Raw genomic sequence first — 17,269 nt, forward strand, 5'->3', positions numbered from 1 at the left:
CTGTGCCGCTCATAGGTATGATGCGCAGATGCCTACCTCCTCCCTGACTCCGGCGGATCTCCAAGCACGCACGGCCCGGGCTGTCACCGCGGCGGTGAACGCGGGCCTTGCGCTCGGACTCAAGGCGGCCCAGCCCAAGGTCTTGCATGACGTGTTCTCGGTCGTCGTGCACCTCGCGCCAGCGCCCGTGGTGGTCCGGGTTCCCGTGGTGCTGCCACCTGGGCTGGATGCCTCCCGCCAGACCGCGCGGCAGGCCCGCGAACTGGCCGTGGTCTCCTGGCTGGACAGCCATGGGCTCCCGGTGGTGCGCCCGAGCCCCCTGGTGCCGTGCGAGCCCGTGCAGCGGGACGGCTTCTCGATGACGTTCTGGGAGTTCGTGGAGGTCGATCCCTCGCGCACACCGGACTATGTCGCCGAGGCGGCGCTCGCAGCCCGGCTGCACGCGGTGCTGCGCGGCTACCCGGGTGAGCTTCCCTTTCTCTCCCCCCTGGCGGCGACCCTGCCCGCGTGCCTGGCGCTCCTGGAGGAGAACCCGGGGCTGCTGCCCCCTGCGGACATCGAGCGGGCACGGGGAGAGTGGGCGCTTCTCTCGCCGCTGCTCTCCACGCGCGAGGGCTTCGCCGCGAAATTTCCCCAGGTCAGCGTCCAGCCGATCCACGGAGATGCGCCCTCGTACAACATCCTCCGGACGGCGGATGGCGTGCGTTATGCGGACTTCGAGGATGTGACGCTGGGGCCGGTGGAGTGGGATCTCTCGTTCCTTGGCCCTCAGGGAGCCGCCGTCTACGACGCGGCGGCGGCGCAAGCGGGGGTGAGGGCGCTCGACCCAGCGGCTCTGCGCACCGTGGATGCCGCGCGGATGCTCCAGATGGTGGTCTGCCACGCCCTCGTGCCTCAATTGCCGATGTTGGCCGAGGGGCTCGCGCCGTCACTCCAGGCCTGGCGGGAGACACCCTTCGCAGGCGGGTAAGGGCCGTTCCGGGCCCCTCAGGCTCCTGGAGCGGCGAGCCACTGGGCCCACGAGACGGGAGCGCCTCCGGGATGGGCGCGGGCGTACCGGTAGAAGTTCTCCAGGAACCGCGTCCGCTCCTGGATGTAAGGCGCCTTCGCGCTCGCCGGGTCTGCGCTCTTGCGCAGATCGTAGTCATTCCACTTCCGCTGCCGCTCCAGCAGGGCATCGTAGGAGATGCGGTGCGCGTGGTGGAGCATGTCGTAGAGCGCGAGGAAGGTGGACGTGCGGCCCTTTCCCCCCCGGCAATGGAAGTGGAGATGGACCTGGGGCGGCAGCCCTCGCACCAGGCTGATGAAGCGCTCCACCGCCGCATCGGAAGGACGGGCGTGGTCCGTGACGGGCAGCCGGAGGTAGTTCCCCGGGGGCAGGTCCAGGAGTTGGGCCTCGTCCGCCACGGTCTGCCGGGTCCACTCGGAGAGGACGCGGGGCAGCCCGCGCTTCACGTCCTCCACCCGGCCGAGCTGGATGTGCTCGCTGCTCTCCAGGAGCTGGAGCCGCAGGTTCTCCAGCGCGAGCGCCTGCGCATCGGACAGGCCCACGCAGCCCCAGTTGGTCTGGGCGTACCAGCTGACCGCGGCCCCGTTCAGGAAGCCATGAGACTCCTGGCGCAGGTCGACGACGTAGAGCCGCTCGCGGGGGACGTCCAGCCGGGCCTGGAGGTCCTTCCAGCCCGCCGCCGAGAACTGCGCGCTCCCCGAGCACGCCAGCTCCGCGAGCCCCTCGGTGTCCGGCGAGTGCTCCACCGTTCCGGGCGCGCGGAAGCGGCGCACGTGGAGGCCCTCGTCGTCCAGGACGAGCTGCGCGAAGGACGCATCGGGGGCCATGGGGGGAATGCGCATGGTGAGGGAGCATAGCCCCTGGGCGCTTCGGGTATGGTGCGCGCCATGAGTCAGGCGTCGACACAAGGGCTTGGCGCCGAGGCGCGCCGGTTGGCCGAGGACGAGCATCGCGCATCCAACTGGAAGCGCTGGGGGCCTTACCTCGCGGAGCGCCAGTGGGGCACCGTCCGCGAGGACTATTCCCCGGGCGGGACGAACTGGACGGACTTCCCCCACGAGCACGCCCGGAGCCGCGCCTACCGCTGGGGCGAGGATGGGCTGCTGGGCATCACTGACCGCCAGGGCCGCATGTGCTTCTCCGTGGCGCTGTGGAACGAGAAGGATCCGTTCCTCAAGGAGCGCCTCTTCGGCCTGACGGGGCCCCAGGGCAACCACGGCGAGGACGTGAAGGAGGAGTACTTCTACCTCGACTCCACGCCGACCCACTCGTACATGAAGGCGCTCTACAAGTACCCGCAGGCGGAGTTCCCCTACGAGCGCCTCGTGCGGGAGAACCAGCGCCGCGGCCGGCACGAGACCGAGTTCGAGCTGGCCGACACGGGCATCTTCCACGAGCGCCGCTACTTCGATGTCTTCGCCGAGTACGCCAAGGCGGGGCCGGATGATCTGCTCATCCGCCTCACCGTGGCCAACCGGGGGCCCGTGGCCGCGCGCCTCCACGTGCTGCCCACGCTCTGGTTCCGCAACACCTGGGCCTGGGGCCGCACCGGAGAGGGCTACTGGGCCAAGCCGCGGGTGGCGGCCCACGGCGAGGACGCCCTGGCCGCGGGTCAGACTTCGCTGGGCAACTACCGCCTCCATGCCCAGGCGCCCGTGGGCGGCCTGCCCCCGGAGCGGCTGTTCACCGGGAACGAGACGAACTTCCAGCGGCTCTACGGGGTGCCCAACAAGGCCCGCTACGTGAAGGACGCCTTTCACGACGCCGTGGTGCGCGGGCAGCGGGAGGCCGTCGACCCGGCGCAGGAGGGCACCAAGGCGGCGTTCCACTACGTGCTGGAGGTGCCCGCCGGGGGCTCGGTGGTCCTTCCCCTGCGGCTCTTCTCCGAGGCCCAGGTGCCCGAGGCCCTCTTCGGCGAGGCGTTCGATCAGGTGTTCGCGCAGCGCATCGACGAGGCGGACGCGTTCTACGCTTCCCGGTTCCCGCACACGCTGGGGGAGGAGGAGCGGCGCGTGGCGCGGCAGGCCTGCGCGGGGCTGCTGTGGACGAAGCAGTTCTACCACTACGCGGTGAAGCCCTGGCTGGAGGGAGACCCCACCGCCCCGCCGCCGTCCCCGGCACGTCTCCAGGGGCGCAACCGGGAGTGGGGCCACCTCTACAACCGGGACATCATCTCCGTGCCGGACAAGTGGGAGTACCCCTGGTACGCGGCCTGGGACACGGCCTTCCACATGGTCCCCTTCGCGCGCCTGGATCCGCTCTTCGCCAAGGAGCAGCTGCTGCTCTTCCTGCGCGAGTGGTTCATGCACCCCAACGGGCAGATTCCCGCCTACGAGTTCGAGTTCTCGGACGTGAACCCGCCCGTGCACGCGTGGGCGTGCTGGCGCGTCTACAAGCTGACGGGGGCGCACGGGAAGCGGGACCGGCTCTTCCTGGCGCGCTCCTTCCAGAAGCTCCTGCTCAACTTCACCTGGTGGGTGAACCGCAAGGACGTGGACGGCCTCAACCTGTTCTCCGGCGGCTTCCTCGGCCTGGACAACATCGGCGTCTTCGACCGCTCCAAGCCGCTGCCCACCGGCGGCCACCTGCACCAGGCGGACGGCACCGCGTGGATGGCCTTCTTCTGCACCACCATGCTCTCCATGGCCCTGGAGCTGGCGCAGGAGGACCCCGCGTACGAGGACATCGCCTCCAAGTTCTTCGAGCACTTCGTCGCCATCGTGGACGCCATGAACCACCTGGGCGGCACGGGCCTGTGGGACGAGGAGGACGGCTTCTACTACGACGAGCTCAAGCTGGAGGGGCGGGCCACCCCCTTGCGCGTGCGCTCGATGGTGGGGCTGGTGCCGCTGTTCGCCGCCGAGGTGCTGGAGGACCGCGTCCTCGACCGGCTTCCCGGCTTCGCCCGGCGGCTGCGGTGGTTCCTGGAGAACCGCTCGGACCTGGCGCAGAACACCTCCTATATGGCGGTGTGCCAGCGCACGGGCCTGGGCGGCCGGCGCCTGCTGGCCATTCCCTCCCGGGAGCGCCTGACGCGGGTGCTGCGGCGGGTGTTGGATCCCCGGGAGTTTCTCTCGGACTACGGCATCCGGTCCCTGTCCCGGATGCATGCCGAGGCGCCCTTCGTGTTCCATGCCGGGCGCGAGGAGCACCGCGTGGCGTACGTGCCGGGCGAGTCCGACAGCGGCATGTTCGGGGGCAACTCCAACTGGCGCGGGCCGGTGTGGTTTCCGCTCAACTACCTGCTCATCGAGGCGCTGGAGCGCTACCACCACTTCTACGGGGATGAGTTCCAGGTGGAGTGCCCCACCGGCTCGGGGCAGATGATGTCCCTGGCGCAGGTGGCCCGCGAGCTGTCCTCCCGGCTGTGCCGCCTGTTTCTCCCGGATGGCCAGGGGCAGCGCCCCTGCCATGGCGAGGACGCGCGCTTCGTGGAGGACCCGGACTTCCGCGAGCTGGTCCTCTTCCACGAGTACTTCCACGGCGACTCCGGCCGGGGGCTCGGGGCCGCCCACCAGACGGGCTGGACGGCCCTCGTGGTGCAGTGCCTGGCCCGGCAGTCACTGGCCAGCAAGGGGCAGGAGCTGCCCCTCACCGAGGGAGGCTGAGCGCGCTCAGGACTGCTTGGGGGCGGAGGCGTCCGTGGCCTCCGCCATGCTCTGCAGCAGCAGCAGGGCGGTGCGGGCACGCTGGGTGGTCTCGCGCTGGGCCTCGGGGTCCAGCTGCAGGGCTGCCTGGATGTCGGCGAGCGCCTCGGCCACTTTTCCCTCGCGCAGCAGCAGCTCGCTGCGGCCGCCCAGTGCATCCACGTTGGCGATGTTGAGCTGGAGGGACAGGTTGTACTCCTCCATCGCCTCCTGGAAGCGCTCCGCTTGGACGTAGGCGGCGCCCAGGTGGCAGTGGAAGACACTGTCATAGGGGGACGCGGCGGTCAGACCCTTGAAGATCTCGATCGCGGACTGGGTGTTGCCACGCACCATCAGCTCGTAGCCCCGGGTGGCGAGCGCATACATCCGCTCCGGGGACAGCCCGAGGAACTGCGCGGGGGTGATCTCACCGGCGATGAGCCGCTGGCTCAGGCCGGAGTTCGGGGGCAGGGAAGGGGACGAAGACGAAGGATTCGCGTTCACGGAGTACCTGCTGAAGTCAGAGGGAAGAACAGGAAGGCGGCGTCAGGACACGCCGTCACGCCATCTGCATGCCACGCATCGACTGGATGCTGCGGTTGAGCGAATCCATGCGCGCGAACATGTCGAACATCCGGCCGATGTCCTCGAAGCTGCTGCCCAGTTGGTTCTGGCGGTTGGACATCCAGTCGCCCGAGCTGCCGGTGCCACAGCGGTTCTGGCCGTTGTGCTGCGAGAGGGCGCCGCTGAGCGACGACATGCTCGAGAACAGCGAGGCCATGCTGCTGAACAACTGGTTCATCTGCTGGAGGTAGTGGTTCTGCTTGGGATTGGGCAGCCCCTTGCCTTGCACGCCCTGAAGCCCACCGCGGCCCTGGCCTGCCTCCAGCGGGTTGCCGAGCTTGAAGGTCTCCCCCAGGTTCTCGCTGCCCACGATTTCCCGGCCCTGGAAGGACCAGTCGTCGGACTCCTTGCCCATGACGAACACGTCCTTGCCGCCGAAGCTGTTGGCGTGCGCGAAGCCGTCCGCCGTGACGGGGCCCGTCTTGCCCTTGCCCTTGTCGATGTCCGTCACCTGGACCCGGTCATTGCCGGAGATGATCTCCAGGCTCCCCGTCACCGTCGCGTCCTTGCCGTAGGGCACGGTGGAGGCGTTGATGCGGGTGCCATCGCCCAGCACGAAGGTGCTGTCGCGCTTGAAGTCCCACTTGCCGCCGTCGCCCTCGGCCACGTGCGGATCCCCCCACACCTTGGTCTCCTTGCCGTCGGGACCGGTGATCTTCCAGTCGAACTGGCCCGTGGCTTCGATCTTGTAACCGCCCGGGGTGGTGATGGTGCCGTTCGCGTCCGTCTTCAGGCTCCCGGCGGGGTGGCTGGCGTCCTGGCGCGACGGCGGGGCGGGATGGCAAGTCGAGTGCTTGCCGTGCCCCACGGGAGAGGGGCCTCCCGAGTGCTTCTGGAACTTGTCCCCCTTCAAGAGCGCCTGGAGCTGGGCCATCTGCGTCTTCAAGGACGAGAGGGTGCTCTTCACCATCTTCGCTTCTTGGCGGCTCAGGCCTCGCTGCTGCAACCCATCGAACCGGCCTGCGTGCTGGGAAGGTTTCGAGGAATGGGCATGCGTCGTATGCGCTGACTTGGTCGAAACGGTCATCCGGTATCCATCCTTGAAGAGACTGAGAGCCCCTGGTCTCCGGGCCGTTGTCTGCCGGGGGTGGGCAATGCCACTGCGCACCTTCTCGCCCACCGGGTGGGCAGGCGAGGGCCAGACGGTTGTTCCCGTTTCCAGGTTGCAGGCCTCAACGACGGAGAGTGGAAAGGCTATTTCCCCCCTGTCAGAGCGCTCGCTGCCCGCTTGCCCGACGAGCCGGACGGCTCAGGGGGCGGGCACTTGGCGCTTCTGCTCTTCGTACTCCGCCAGGCTCCGCCGGATGGACGTGGCGAGCAGGTGCTGGGGCGCCAGCTTCAGGAAGGTCCGGTAGTGCCGGGCGGCCTTCTCTGCCTGGCCCGGAATCGCGGCGTAGGTGGCGGCGGCGAGCAGGTGGCAGTCCGCCTCCGAGGGCTCCAGGGAGAGACACCGCGCGGCGAGAATCGCAGCCCGGTCGTACTGGCGCTCATCGAAGCGCTGCAGGGCCTCCTCGAAGAGGCGCTGCGTCTCGCCGGTCTTCTGAGGCATCACCAGGTGGGAGGAGGAGGGGCTGGGCCAGGCAGGCCCTCCGCTCGTGCGGGTGATGCGGATCTGCAGCTCGCCCTGGTTGTCCGAGGGGTCGTCATCCAGGAAGCCGCACAGGAGGTTGGTGGCCCCCATCACCTGGAGGGAAGCGCCCTCGCGGAAGAGGAATTGCTGCCCGCGCGAAGAGGCCCCCTCCACGGGCAGCCGCGCGCACGCGAGGCTCTCCAGGGGGCCTGCCTGCTCCCCGCGCGTGGACGCTCCCGCGCCCAGCGGCACCAGCAGCAGCCGGTAGGAGGAGGCAGGATCCAGGTTCTTGAGCTCGAAGGCTCGCTCCGTGCTGGCGGCGTTCCTGGGCGTCACGGTGAGGCGCTGGCGCTCCTTGCGGTGGGCGTTCTCCACCCGCACCACGCGGTCCGGGGCCCCGGCCGGCAGCGGCTTCAGCGCGAAGACCTTGAGGGCGGTGGCCCCCTTCACGGAGAGGGGTTTCTGCGAGAGCACGCCCACGCCGTCCTTCGCCCGCAGCCCCGGCCCGGCGAGCCAGAAGAACAAGGGCGCGCTGTCCCGGGGCGGCTCGGGCTCGGAAAGGCGGTAGGTGGACCCCGGCTTCAGCTCCAGCACCTGCGTGACGGACTGGGTGTCGATGATGTCGTTGCGGGCATCGAGCCGGATGGCCTCGACGGGATAGGAGGCGGAGGCGCGTCCCGGAGCGGGCTCCGCCTCCGGAGGCGCCCCAGCAGGAGAGGGCTCCGAGGGAGGCGCGGTGGCGGCTTGGACCGGGGGCGGCTCCACTGGGGGCGGCGGTGAGGCGGGGGGCGCCACCCCGGGCTCGGGCGGGGGCGGGGCGGCCTTCGCGGCCTGGGGGGGCTCGGGCCTCATCCAGAGCAGCGAGGCGAGCATGGTGCCCAGCAACGTCACCCCCACCCCCGCGGCCAGGATCAGCGGCAGGCGCGAGGGGCGAGGCGGGGCGGGCACGAGCGGCTCGGAAGCGGCAGGGGGCGCCGGGGCGGGGCGGGGCGCCGGGACGGCGAGGGGCGCCGAGGAGAGCGGGGGCTCCGTGAAGGAAGGCGGCTCCTTATAAGGAGCGGTGGGCAGCTCGCACCGCCACTCGGCCATCTGGGCCTGGAAGGCGGCGGGAACCTGGACCTTGCGCCCCTGGCCCTTCAGGTGCTCGCGGAACAACTCCTGGACGAAGTACGAGAGGCTCAGCCCCGAGAAGCGCGGCATGGCCGCATGGAGCGCCTCCGCGAGCACGTCCGCGAAGGCGTGGCTGGACTCGTAGCGCTCCTGCTTGTTCACCGCCAGGGCCTGCATGACGAGGCCGTCCAGGCTGGGCGAAATCCCGGGCCTCACCTCCGAGGGGCGTGGGAACTCGCCCCGGACCAGCCGGGGGATGACCACGTGCGGCGGCCCCTCCACGGGCATCCGGCCGCACAGCATCTCGTAGAGCACCACCCCCGTGGCCCACACGTCCGTGTGGGGCGTCACCTCTTCGCTCCGGGCCTGCTCTGGGGAGAAGAAGAGGTACTTGCCCTTCACGATGCCCGGCTCGGTGGTGAGGCCGCGCAGCGCCCGCGCCTTGGCGATGCCGAAGTCGACGATCTTGACCTGGCCCTCGTAGCTGACGAGCACGTTGTCCGGGGAGATGTCCCGGTGGACCAGGCCCAGGGGGTTGCCCTGGGCATCCGTGCGCGTGTGGGCGTAGTGCAGCCCCCGGCACATCTCCAGCGCGATGAACAGCGCGACGGGGACGGGCATGGAGGGCATGCCCGCGTGGAGCGCGCGCTTGAGGACGCGGTGCAGGGGCTGGCCGTCCACGAACTCCATGGCCAGGAAGTACTCCTCGCCCACCCGGCCGAAGTCGTACACCTGCGCGATGTTGCCGTGCGAGAGCGTCGCGGAGATGCGCGCCTCGTTGATGAACATGCTGATGAAGGCCGGATCCGTGGCGAACTCCGGCAGCACCTTCTTGATGAGCACGGGCTTGGTGACGCCCGCCTCGCCCAGGAGCCGGGCGCGGTAGACTTCGGCCATGCCGCCACGCCCAAGCTGGGACACCAGCTCGTACCGGCCGAAGGGCTCATCCAGCTTGAGGGACATGGGCGGGGCATCCTAGCTGCCCGGGGCCCGGCATCCCAGCTACTGGCCGTCGATCAGCGAGTCGGCGCTCGGGGGCGGAGCCTCGGCGCGGTACTTCTCCGCCAGGTCGTTCTCACCGGTCTTCTTCCACAGCGGCACGCCGGCGTGGAACGCGGCCCGGGCAATGAGCAGGGTGGCCACGGGGGTGATGGCGAAGAGAAAGACGACGGTCAAGAGCGCGTGGGCCACGCCCCCCAGGCTGCCGGTGTTCACCGCCGCCGCGCAGAGCAGCCCGCCCACGCCCAGGGTGGCCGCCTTGGCCGTGGCCTGCAGGCGCAGGAACAGGTCCGGCAGCCGCACCATGCCCAGCCCCGCGAGCAGCATGGCCAGCGCGCCCACCCCCAGAAACACCGCGGTGATGATTTCCCTCATGGCTCTCCCTTTCCGCCCTGAAAGAGGTAGCGGGCGATGGCGATGGTCCCCAGCGAGCTGATGATGGCCAGCACCAGCGCCACGTTCAGCAGCCCCGGCTCGTGGGTGAGCATCGCGTACACGGCGATGCCGCCCACCATCTGCAGGGCGATGAGATCCAAGGCCACCACCCGGTCCGGCAGCGTGGGGCCGATGATGAGCCGCACGAGCGTGAGCAGCGCCGAGGCGCCCAGTACCGTCAGCACCCCGCGCAGCAGTGCTTCGAACCAGCCGCTCATCGCAGCACCCGGAGCAGGGGGCGTTCCACGTTCTCCCGCATGTTCCGGATGAACGCCTCCCGGGTCGTGGTGAACATGTTGTGGATGTACAGCACCTTGCCGTCCTCCGAGATTTCCAGCCCCAGCGAGCCGGGGGTGAAGTTGATGATGAGCAGGAGCAGCGTCACCTCCAGCTCCGTGCGCGCCTCCGTCTCGAACGCGTAGATGGCGGGCCGGCTCTTGATGCCCGGGGTGGCGATCTCCAGCGCCAGGCGCCAGTTGGTGGTGATGACCTCGCGCGCGAACAGCCCCAGCAGCTTGAGGATGTCCAGCCACTTGCGCGCATAGGGCGAGGGGCCTGGCTGCGGCGTGATGAACGCCAGCAGCCCCAGGCCCAGCACGAAGCCGATGGCCAGGTTGCCCACGCTCATGTCGTCCTGCACGGCGCCCCACAGCAGCGCCAGCACCAGGTTCCACAGCAACGCGCTCATGGCGCACCTCCCAGCACCGCGTGGATGTACGTGTCCCGGTCCAGGAGCTGGCCCGCCGCCGCGTCGGAGAGCACGAACAGGGGCTGCGCGCCCAGCCCCAGCCCCACCATCACCAGCGCCAGCACCACGCACGGGCCCAGCATGGCCAGCGGCCCCGGCGTGCCCCGGGCTTCCTGGGGCGGCGTCTTCCAGAACACCTCCCGCCACACCTTCATCAGGATGTAGAGCGTGAGGAGCCCCACCGCCGCCCCCGCGGCCACCACGCCCCAGGACTCGGCCCGGAGCGCCGCGCGCAGGAGCGCCATCTTGGCGAAGAAGCCCGAGAACGGCGGGATGCCCGCGAGCGACAGCGCGGGCACCAGGAACAGCAGGCCCAGCAGCGGGTGCGTGCGCGACAGCCCCCCCATCTTCTCCAACTGGTGCGTGCCCGTCACCCGCTCGATGGCCCCGGTGACGAAGAAGAGCGCCGACTTGGCGCAGACGTAGTGCACCCAGTAGGCGATGGCCGCCGCCAGCGCCGCCCGGGACGACAGGCCGAGACCCACCAGCAGGTAGCCCACCTGGCTGATGATCTCGAAGGCGAGCAGCCGGCGGAGATCGTACTGCACCACCGCCCCCGCCACCCCCGCCACCATGCTGAGCACCGCCATGGCCAGAATCACCGGCTGCGTCAGCCCCGGGTCCCCCGCGAAGAGCAGGGGGAAGGTGCGGTACAGGGCGTAGACGCCCACCTTGGTGAGCATCGCAGAGAACAGGGCCGTCACCGCCACCGGGGGCGTGTGGTACGCGGCCGGCAGCCAGAAGGAGAACGGGAAGGCCGCGGACTTCAGCCCGAACACGGCCAGCAGCAGCATGGCCGCCGCCGTGGCCAGGGGGGGCTGCCGCGTGCCGGGCAGCCGCTGGGCCAGGTCCGCCAGGTTCAGCGAGCCGCCCACCGCGTAGAGCAGCGCCAGGGCGATGAGGAACAGCGCCGAGCCCAGCAGGCTGAGCGTCATGTACTTCAGGCACGCCTCCAGCCGCTCCCGCTCCGCCTCCAGCGCCAGCAGTACGAAGGAGGCGACGAGCATCAGCTCGAACCAGACGAAGAGGTTGAAGAGGTCCGCGGTGAGGAAGCTGCCGCACACCCCGGCCAGCATCACCAGCACGAGCGGGTAGTGCGCCCCGGCCTCCTGCCGGGCCTCCAGGGAGCCCGCCGAGTACACCACGCACAGGAAGCTCATCGCCCCGGACAGCAGCACCATCATCGCGCTGAGCAGGTCCGCCGCCAGGGTGATGCCCACGGGCGCCTCCCAGCCGCCCACCCGCAGCACCTGCACGCCCTGGTGCCACACGGTGGACAGCAGCCAGGCGGCCACGCCCGTGAGGGCCGCCGTGGCCCCCAGGGCCAGCGCCCGCCGGAGCCCCGCGCGGGAGGGCAGCAGCAGGCTCAGCGCGGCGGCCGCCAGGGGAATGAACACCGGCAGGATGAGGAGGTTCTTCATTCGTTGGGGGCGCTGGGAGGGGGCACTTCGGCGTTCAGGTGCTTCATCTCGTCACTGCCCACCGTGCGCTCGGCCAGGTGCACCAGCACCAGCAGCAGCGCGAGCATGCCGAAGTTGATGACGATGGCCGTGAGGATGAAGGCCTGGGGGACAGGGTCCGCCACGGGCCCCGCCAGGAGGCCATCCTTGGGCAGCAGGGGCGGTGGCGAGCGCGTCACCTTGTTGGTGGTGAACAGCGCCAGGTTCGTGGCGCTGCCGAGCAGCACCAGCCCCAGCGACAGCCGCACGGTGCTGCGGCGAAGCATGCAGTAGATGGCGGCCGCGTACAGCATCCCCACGGCCAGGATGAGTCCTGTCTCCATTCAGAGGTCCTCCTTGCCGCCGCCCTCGGAGCCTTCTCCCTCCGCCAGGGCGAGGATGAAGCCCAGCGTCGCGCCCACCACCACCAGGTACACCCCCACGTCGAAGAGCATCGGCGTGCCCAGCGCGAGGTGGCCGCCCCAGGGCAGCGCCAGCTCCGTCCAGGCCGAGCGCAGGAAGGGCTGGCCCGTCACGAGGGGCAGCGCCGCGGTGCCCAGCGTCACGGCGAGCCCCAGCGCCATCAGCTTCAGGGGGGACACGCGCACGAGCCTGCGCACCGTGCCGGTGCCATAGGCGATGAGGTAGAGGATGAGGGCCGCGGACGTCATGAGGCCCCCGACGAAGCCGCCGCCGGGTGCGTTGTGCCCGCGCACCAGCAGCAACAGCGAGAGCTGGAGCAGCACGGGCGTCATGGTCCGGGCCACCGCGCGCAACACCACCGAGTTCATGCCGGTTTCCTCCGGCGCGAGGGACGGAAGAGCAGGTAGACGCCGAGGCTCGCCGTGGCCAGCACGGTGGTCTCCCCCAGCGTGTCCAGGGCGCGGAAGTCCACGATGATGGTGTTGACGACGTTGCGCCCATGCGCCTCGGGCTCGCTGCGCGAGGTGTACGCGTCGGCCAGCCGGGTCTGCGGCGGCAGGGCCGAGGCATGCAGCAGGGCCCAGGAGATGAGCCCGCCCGCGGCCAGGGACAGCGCCGCGTCCTGGAGCCGGGAGCGCCCGCCGGTCGGTTTGACCGGGAAGCGCGAGAAGACCAGGGCGAAGAGGATGACGGTGAGCGTCTGCACCACCACCTGCGTCAGCGCGAGGTCCGGCGCGCCCAGGAGCACGTACACGAAGGACTCGGTCAGCCCCACGACGCTCAGCGCCATGATGGCGGTGAGCACCGAGCGCGTCCTCACGGCCAGCGCCGTGGCCAGCACTAAAATCGCCAGCACCGCCGCCTCGTGGAGGTGGAGATCGCGCTTCAGCCCGTGGGGGAGCCCCATCCGGAAGAGCAGGGGCAGGGCGAGCAGGCCCGCCGTCACGGCCACGGTGAGGAAGGTGTAGCGGTGCAGGGAGCCGCTCTGGAACTGCTCCGTCAGGAAGTCCGCGCACCGGCGCAGGCCCGCGACGCCCAGGGTGTAGAGGCGTGAGGGGCCCCAGCGCTCCAGCCGCAGGGCCACCAGGGCGCGGCGCAGGCGCTCCCGCTGCGTATAGGCGGTGATTCCCAGCACGAGGCTGATGGCGCTCAACCCCAGCGCCGGGGTCAGCCCATGCCAGAGCGCCAGGTCCAGCGGCTTGTCCCCCGGGCCCGCGATGGCGCGGGCGGCCCCCTCCAGCAGCGGCTGGAGCCACCCGGGCACGAGCCCCAGTCCCACCGCGCAGAGGGCCAGCACCAGCGGAGGCCCCCAGAGCGCTGGGGAGCCCTCGTGGGCCTTCGGGCCCCGCTCGCCCGGCGGGCCGGAGAAGGGCAGCAGGCCCACCCGGAGCGCCGAGCCCACCAGGAACGTGAAGCCCGCCGTCGCGCCCAGGGCGAGTCCCCAGCCGCCCGGCGCGAGCCCCGCGGCGCCGTAGACCAGCTCCTTGCCGATGAAGCCCCAGAGCGGGGGAAGCCCCGCCATGGACAGCGCCGCCAGCCCCGCGGCGGCCGCGGTGAAGGGCATGGCCTTGCGCAGTCCGCCCAGCAGCGGCAGCTCGCGGGTCCCCACCGCGTGGTCCACCGCGCCCGCCACGAGGAAGAGCGCTCCTTTATAGAGCGCATGCGCCGTGAGGAACACCACCAGCGCCTGGGCGGCCCCGGGCGTGCCCAGCCCCAGCAGCAGCACGAGCGTGCCCAGCACGCTCACCGTGGCGTAGGCGAGGATCTGCTTGAGGTCCGTATGGGCGAACGTGAGCAGCGCCCCGACCAGCATCGTCACCAGCCCCACGGACACCAGCGCCCCCTGCCACACCGGCGTGCCGCCGAGCACCGGCGAGAGCCGGGCCAGCAAGTACACGCCGGCCTTCACCATGGTGGCCGCGTGCAGGTAGGCGCTCGCGGGGGTGGGCGCCGCCATCGCCGACGGGAGCCAGAAGTGAAAGGGCACCTGGGCCGACTTGGTGAAGGCTCCCGCGAGCACCAGCAGCAGGATGGCCAGGGCCAGGGGGCCCTCACGCAACGCAGGGCCCGCCGTGGGCAGCTCCGAGAGCGTGAGCGTCCCGGCCACCCACCCCATCAGCAGCAGGCCGAGCAGCAGCGCCTGGCCGCCCAGCGCCGTCACCATCAGGGCGCGCAGCGCCGCCTGGCGCGCTTCCTCCTTCTGGCTGTCGTGGCCGATGAGGAAGAAGGAGCTCACGGTGGTGAGCTCCCAGCAGATGAACAGCAGCAGGGCGTTGTCGGCGAGGACGAGCCCCAGCATGGACGCCATGAAGCACAGCAGCCAGCCCAGGAAGCTCCCCAGCCGGGGGTTCTCCTGAAGGTAGGCCCCCGCATAGAGGACGATGAGGGTGCCCATCCCGGTGATGAGCAGGGCCATGAGCAGGCTCAGCCCATCGGCGCGCAGGGTGAGCGCCACCTCCAGCTCCGGCACCCAGGGCAGGTGGAAGGCGGGTGGCGTGCCGGAGAGGGCCTGCGGCACGAGCGAGGCCAGCCACACCGTGAGCCCCAGGGGAACGAGCCCCAGCGACACGCTCGCGCCGCGCCGGCTCACCCGGACGAGCAGGGGCGCCAGGGGGGCGGTGACAAAGCCGGTGAGGAGGATGGCGAGCAGGGCCATGAGCGGGAAGGCGCACGAGGGGGAAGGGAGCCGCCCCAGCAGGCTATCCGCAGCTTCACTCCCGGCCGGAGCGCTTCACCGGCTCATGTCCGGTAATCGCCATGCGGTGGAGGGCAGGCCGCGGGAAAACGCCGCCGTGCCCTCCGTTCCCGCGCGGCCGCTCAGCTCTCTTTCTTGATCTGCTGGGCGAGGTAGTTCGTCTCGCCCACCTGCTTCATCAGCTCGACCTGGGCCTCGAGCCAGTCGATGTGCTCCTCGGTATCCTCGAGGATGCGCTCCAGCAGCTCCCGGCTGCCGTTGTCGCCCCGCTTGCGGCACTCCTCGATGCCCTCGTTGAGGGTCTTCTGGGAGGCCAGCTCCAGGCTCAGGTCGAGGCGCAGCATCTCCGGGATGCTCTCGCCCACGTTCACCTTGCCCAGCCGCTGCAGGTTGGGGAGACCTTCGAGGAACAGCACCCGCTTGATGAGCCGGTCGGCGTGCTTCATCTCGCCGATGGACTCCTCGTAAATCTTCTTCGCGAGCCGGTCATACCCCCAGTTCTCCGCGATACGCGCGTGGAGGAAGTACTCGTTGACCGCCGTCAGCTCGTTGGTCAGGACATCGTTGAGAAGCTTGATGACTTCCGGATCGCCTTTCATGGTGCCGCGGACGCTAACTGGGGCGTCCGGGCAGCACAACTCTCACGGCAGGCGGATTTCGTGCCCACTGCCTGACACTTGGCCTCCACGAGGATCTGCTCGAGCTGATCCTGGCACCCGCCACAGCTCGTCCCAGCCCCACAGGCTTCCCCCAGACCTTCGACAGTCCGGATTCCCTGAGAAATGTGGGCGCGGATGAGCCGATCCGAGACGACATGACAGAGACAAACGATCATGGAAGGGATGATAATGAGAATAGGTCTCAAAAATCTAGGGGGGGGCCCCCAGGATCATGAGGGGGGTGTTCAGCCCTGGATGGGCATGTAGGGAAAAAGCGAAGGCGGCCGAGGGAGCGTGGGAACGCTCGCCTGGCCGCCTGCTTTCTTGCGGGGCTCCTAGGGGGGACTAGCAGCCGCCCAGCAGCTCCCAGGGGCCCCACTCGGCGCCCGAGGGTGCCTCGTTCTGGGTCCACCACTTGGCGCGCCACAGCTTGCCGGTGTGGGTGGCCTTGTCGTCCTTCACATACACCTGCGAGGCCTGCCACGCGGGCACCCCGGCGCAGTTGCCGCCCGTGCCCCCGGTGATGGTGACGGAGATGGCGCCGGAGACCGTCGAGGCCCCGCCGTTGTCCGTGGCGCGCGCCGTCAGCGCGTAGCTGCCCCCGCTGCCCGGCTTCCAGGTGATGCTGTACGGCGAAGTGGTGTCCTCACCCACCTTGGTGCTGCCCGCGAAGAACTCCACCCGGGCGATGGTGCCATCGCTGTCCGAGGCATTGGCCGACAGGGTGACGGTGCTGCCCACGGCGTAGGAGGCCCCCGCGGTGGGCGCGGTGAGGCTGACGGCGGGCGCCTTGTTGCCACCCGTGTTGCCCTGGACCACCTGGTAGATGGCGTTGAGCAGTGAGGTGCTGGGGCTCGGGGTGTCCTGGGAGATTTCCCAGATCATCACGCCGCCGCCCTGCTGGCTGCCGAGCCGCGCCTTCGCCTGGATGGTGGCGATGCCGTTGTAATAGATGTCGCCCACGTTGTCCTTGTTGGGCGCCTGGGCGTCCATCTGAACGAGCTGGGCGTAGGTGTACGCCGAGGACTGGGAGCGGCCGTAGAACGGCACCCCGAGCACCGCCTTGGACTGGGGCAGCCCGCGGCCCTTCCAGTAGTTCAGCGACTGGACGGCCAGGTCATACGTGGAATGGGGATAGCCCGCGTCGTAGGCCATGATGTTGAGGAAGTCGACGTCGCTGAAGGACGAGGCAGGGATGCCCTCTCCGCCGTAGGAGGCCACGACCGCCGCGGTGAGCAGCTTGCCGCGGGCGTGGAGCGCCGCGCCCAGCTCGCGCGTCAGCGCCCCGAAGTTCGCGGCCGAGGCGCCCGCCTCGGGCCACTCCCAGTCGATGTCCACGCCGTCCAGGCCCGCCTGCTCCACGAAGTTCACCAGGTTGGTGACGAAGGTGGCCCGGGTGCCCGCGTTGGCGGCCAGCTGCTCGAACGGCGCATCGTTGCCGTCCATCCACCCGCCCACCGCGATGAGCACCTTCACGTTGCGCGCCCGCGCCGTCTGGACGAGCGACTGCAGCCGGCCATCTGTCGGGCTCAGCCCGGTGATGCCGCCCTGGGCGGTGGGCAGCAGGAACGCATAGATGATGTGGGAGAGCTTGTCGTACTGGATGGCATTGACGTCTCCCTGCCAGGACGGGAAGTAGCCGACGACCCGGGTGGTGAGCGCCTGCGCCTCCACGGTGGTGGTGGGCAGCGGCTCCAGGGAAGAATCGAGGGGGTCTGGCTGTCCGGAGCAGGCCAACACGGTGGCCAGCAGCGCGGACCCGGCGGCCAGGCTTCGGGACAGCAGGGGGATACGCATCAAGGCAAAACGCCTCCTGAAGGGAACTGCCTCTCAAGAGGGACCGGGCTTTTTTTTAGGGTCAAGAAAATGCAGGAAATGCTGTGGAACCCGAAATAGGTTCGTTGGTGCACATTTTACAATAATTTGGAAAAC

The 17,269-nt window shown here is 69.9% G+C and carries 16 protein-coding genes; 2 read left to right on the top strand and 14 right to left on the bottom strand.

Going from position 1 to position 17,269, the window contains the following annotated elements:
* The first annotated feature begins 28 nt into the window (after positions 1-28).
* Entirely contained in the window at positions 29-970 is a 942-nt protein-coding gene (locus tag KY661_RS21550) for a phosphotransferase (RefSeq protein WP_225412007.1), read from the top strand.
* 17 nt (positions 971-987) lie between these two features.
* Here the strand turns inward: KY661_RS21550 and KY661_RS21555 are convergent, their stop codons facing one another.
* On the bottom strand, positions 988-1,851 hold the full coding sequence (locus KY661_RS21555) for a phosphatase domain-containing protein (protein WP_225412008.1): 864 nt from the start codon (positions 1,849-1,851) through the stop codon (positions 988-990).
* 45 nt (positions 1,852-1,896) lie between these two features.
* Here KY661_RS21555 and KY661_RS21560 point away from each other — a divergent pair, with 45 nt between their 5' ends.
* Positions 1,897-4,617 (top strand): MGH1-like glycoside hydrolase domain-containing protein, encoded by a 2,721-nt coding sequence (locus tag KY661_RS21560; RefSeq protein ID WP_225412009.1) that lies wholly within the window; start codon positions 1,897-1,899, stop codon positions 4,615-4,617.
* 6 nt (positions 4,618-4,623) lie between these two features.
* Here the strand turns inward: KY661_RS21560 and KY661_RS21565 are convergent, their stop codons facing one another.
* The 13 genes from KY661_RS21565 to KY661_RS21625 all read right to left on the bottom strand — a co-directional run bounded on the left by KY661_RS21565 (position 4,624) and on the right by KY661_RS21625 (position 17,134).
* Positions 4,624-5,139, bottom strand: coding sequence for a tetratricopeptide repeat protein (locus tag KY661_RS21565; RefSeq protein ID WP_075006574.1), 516 nt, complete (start codon positions 5,137-5,139; stop codon positions 4,624-4,626).
* Positions 5,140-5,194: 55 nt separating this feature from the next.
* A complete protein-coding gene (locus KY661_RS21570) occupies positions 5,195-6,169 on the bottom strand; it encodes a DUF1521 domain-containing protein (RefSeq protein ID WP_225412010.1) in 975 nt (324 codons plus the stop codon).
* 339 nt (positions 6,170-6,508) lie between these two features.
* Complete coding sequence (locus KY661_RS21575; protein ID WP_225412011.1) at positions 6,509-8,902, bottom strand: serine/threonine-protein kinase; 2,394 nt, start codon at positions 8,900-8,902, stop codon at positions 6,509-6,511.
* Positions 8,903-8,941: 39 nt separating this feature from the next.
* Positions 8,942-9,313 carry a monovalent cation/H(+) antiporter subunit G gene (mnhG, locus tag KY661_RS21580; protein ID WP_225412012.1) on the bottom strand — a complete coding sequence of 124 codons (372 nt, stop codon included), beginning with the start codon at positions 9,311-9,313 and terminating at the stop codon, positions 8,942-8,944.
* Entirely contained in the window at positions 9,310-9,591 is a 282-nt protein-coding gene (locus tag KY661_RS21585; RefSeq protein WP_075006570.1) for a monovalent cation/H+ antiporter complex subunit F, read from the bottom strand. The genes mnhG and KY661_RS21585 overlap by 4 nt, the downstream gene beginning before the upstream one ends.
* Complete coding sequence (locus tag KY661_RS21590; protein ID WP_225412013.1) at positions 9,588-10,061, bottom strand: Na+/H+ antiporter subunit E; 474 nt, start codon at positions 10,059-10,061, stop codon at positions 9,588-9,590. Before KY661_RS21590 ends, KY661_RS21585 begins: the two co-directional genes overlap by 4 nt.
* Positions 10,058-11,542, bottom strand: coding sequence for a proton-conducting transporter transmembrane domain-containing protein (locus KY661_RS21595; RefSeq protein ID WP_225412014.1), 1,485 nt, complete (start codon positions 11,540-11,542; stop codon positions 10,058-10,060). Before KY661_RS21595 ends, KY661_RS21590 begins: the two co-directional genes overlap by 4 nt.
* Positions 11,539-11,904, bottom strand: coding sequence for an NADH-quinone oxidoreductase subunit K (locus KY661_RS21600; protein WP_225412015.1), 366 nt, complete (start codon positions 11,902-11,904; stop codon positions 11,539-11,541). The genes KY661_RS21595 and KY661_RS21600 overlap by 4 nt, the downstream gene beginning before the upstream one ends.
* Complete coding sequence (locus KY661_RS21605; protein WP_225412016.1) at positions 11,905-12,351, bottom strand: MnhB domain-containing protein; 447 nt, start codon at positions 12,349-12,351, stop codon at positions 11,905-11,907.
* Positions 12,348-14,639, bottom strand: a complete 2,292-nt coding sequence (gene mbhE, locus KY661_RS21610; RefSeq protein ID WP_225412017.1) for a hydrogen gas-evolving membrane-bound hydrogenase subunit E — start codon at positions 14,637-14,639, stop codon at positions 12,348-12,350. Before mbhE ends, KY661_RS21605 begins: the two co-directional genes overlap by 4 nt.
* A gap of 161 nt (positions 14,640-14,800) precedes the next feature.
* On the bottom strand, positions 14,801-15,277 hold the full coding sequence (bfr, locus tag KY661_RS21615; protein ID WP_075006564.1) for a bacterioferritin: 477 nt from the start codon (positions 15,275-15,277) through the stop codon (positions 14,801-14,803).
* Positions 15,274-15,513: a (2Fe-2S)-binding protein gene (locus KY661_RS37745; RefSeq protein WP_075006563.1), complete on the bottom strand. Its 240-nt coding sequence runs from the start codon at positions 15,511-15,513 to the stop codon at positions 15,274-15,276. The genes bfr and KY661_RS37745 overlap by 4 nt, the downstream gene beginning before the upstream one ends.
* A 169-nt stretch (positions 15,514-15,682) precedes the next feature.
* On the bottom strand, positions 15,683-17,134 hold the full coding sequence (locus KY661_RS21625) for a glycosyl hydrolase family 18 protein (RefSeq protein WP_225412052.1): 1,452 nt from the start codon (positions 17,132-17,134) through the stop codon (positions 15,683-15,685).
* Between the last annotated feature and the right edge of the window lie 135 nt (positions 17,135-17,269).

This window comes from Allostigmatella hybrida (assembly GCF_020103775.1).
GTDB lineage: Bacteria > Myxococcota > Myxococcia > Myxococcales > Myxococcaceae > Hyalangium > Hyalangium aurantiaca.

Excerpts from the sequence above, each read along its gene's own strand:
- KY661_RS21550 (WP_225412007.1), top strand. The coding sequence starts at position 29 with ATGCCTACCTCCTCCCTGACTCCGGCGGATCTCCAAGCACGCACGGCC.
- KY661_RS21555 (WP_225412008.1), bottom strand. The coding sequence starts at position 1,851 with ATGCGCATTCCCCCCATGGCCCCCGATGCGTCCTTCGCGCAGCTCGTC.
- KY661_RS21560 (WP_225412009.1), top strand. The coding sequence starts at position 1,897 with ATGAGTCAGGCGTCGACACAAGGGCTTGGCGCCGAGGCGCGCCGGTTG.
- KY661_RS21570 (WP_225412010.1), bottom strand. The coding sequence starts at position 6,169 with ATGGTGAAGAGCACCCTCTCGTCCTTGAAGACGCAGATGGCCCAGCTC.
- KY661_RS21575 (WP_225412011.1), bottom strand. The coding sequence starts at position 8,902 with ATGTCCCTCAAGCTGGATGAGCCCTTCGGCCGGTACGAGCTGGTGTCC.
- mnhG (WP_225412012.1), bottom strand. The coding sequence starts at position 9,313 with ATGAGGGAAATCATCACCGCGGTGTTTCTGGGGGTGGGCGCGCTGGCC.
- KY661_RS21585 (WP_075006570.1), bottom strand. The coding sequence starts at position 9,591 with ATGAGCGGCTGGTTCGAAGCACTGCTGCGCGGGGTGCTGACGGTACTG.
- KY661_RS21590 (WP_225412013.1), bottom strand. The coding sequence starts at position 10,061 with ATGAGCGCGTTGCTGTGGAACCTGGTGCTGGCGCTGCTGTGGGGCGCC.
- KY661_RS21595 (WP_225412014.1), bottom strand. The coding sequence starts at position 11,542 with ATGAAGAACCTCCTCATCCTGCCGGTGTTCATTCCCCTGGCGGCCGCC.
- KY661_RS21600 (WP_225412015.1), bottom strand. The coding sequence starts at position 11,904 with ATGGAGACAGGACTCATCCTGGCCGTGGGGATGCTGTACGCGGCCGCC.
- KY661_RS21605 (WP_225412016.1), bottom strand. The coding sequence starts at position 12,351 with ATGAACTCGGTGGTGTTGCGCGCGGTGGCCCGGACCATGACGCCCGTG.
- mbhE (WP_225412017.1), bottom strand. The coding sequence starts at position 14,639 with ATGGCCCTGCTCGCCATCCTCCTCACCGGCTTTGTCACCGCCCCCCTG.
- bfr (WP_075006564.1), bottom strand. The coding sequence starts at position 15,277 with ATGAAAGGCGATCCGGAAGTCATCAAGCTTCTCAACGATGTCCTGACC.
- KY661_RS37745 (WP_075006563.1), bottom strand. The coding sequence starts at position 15,513 with ATGATCGTTTGTCTCTGTCATGTCGTCTCGGATCGGCTCATCCGCGCC.
- KY661_RS21625 (WP_225412052.1), bottom strand. The coding sequence starts at position 17,134 with ATGCGTATCCCCCTGCTGTCCCGAAGCCTGGCCGCCGGGTCCGCGCTG.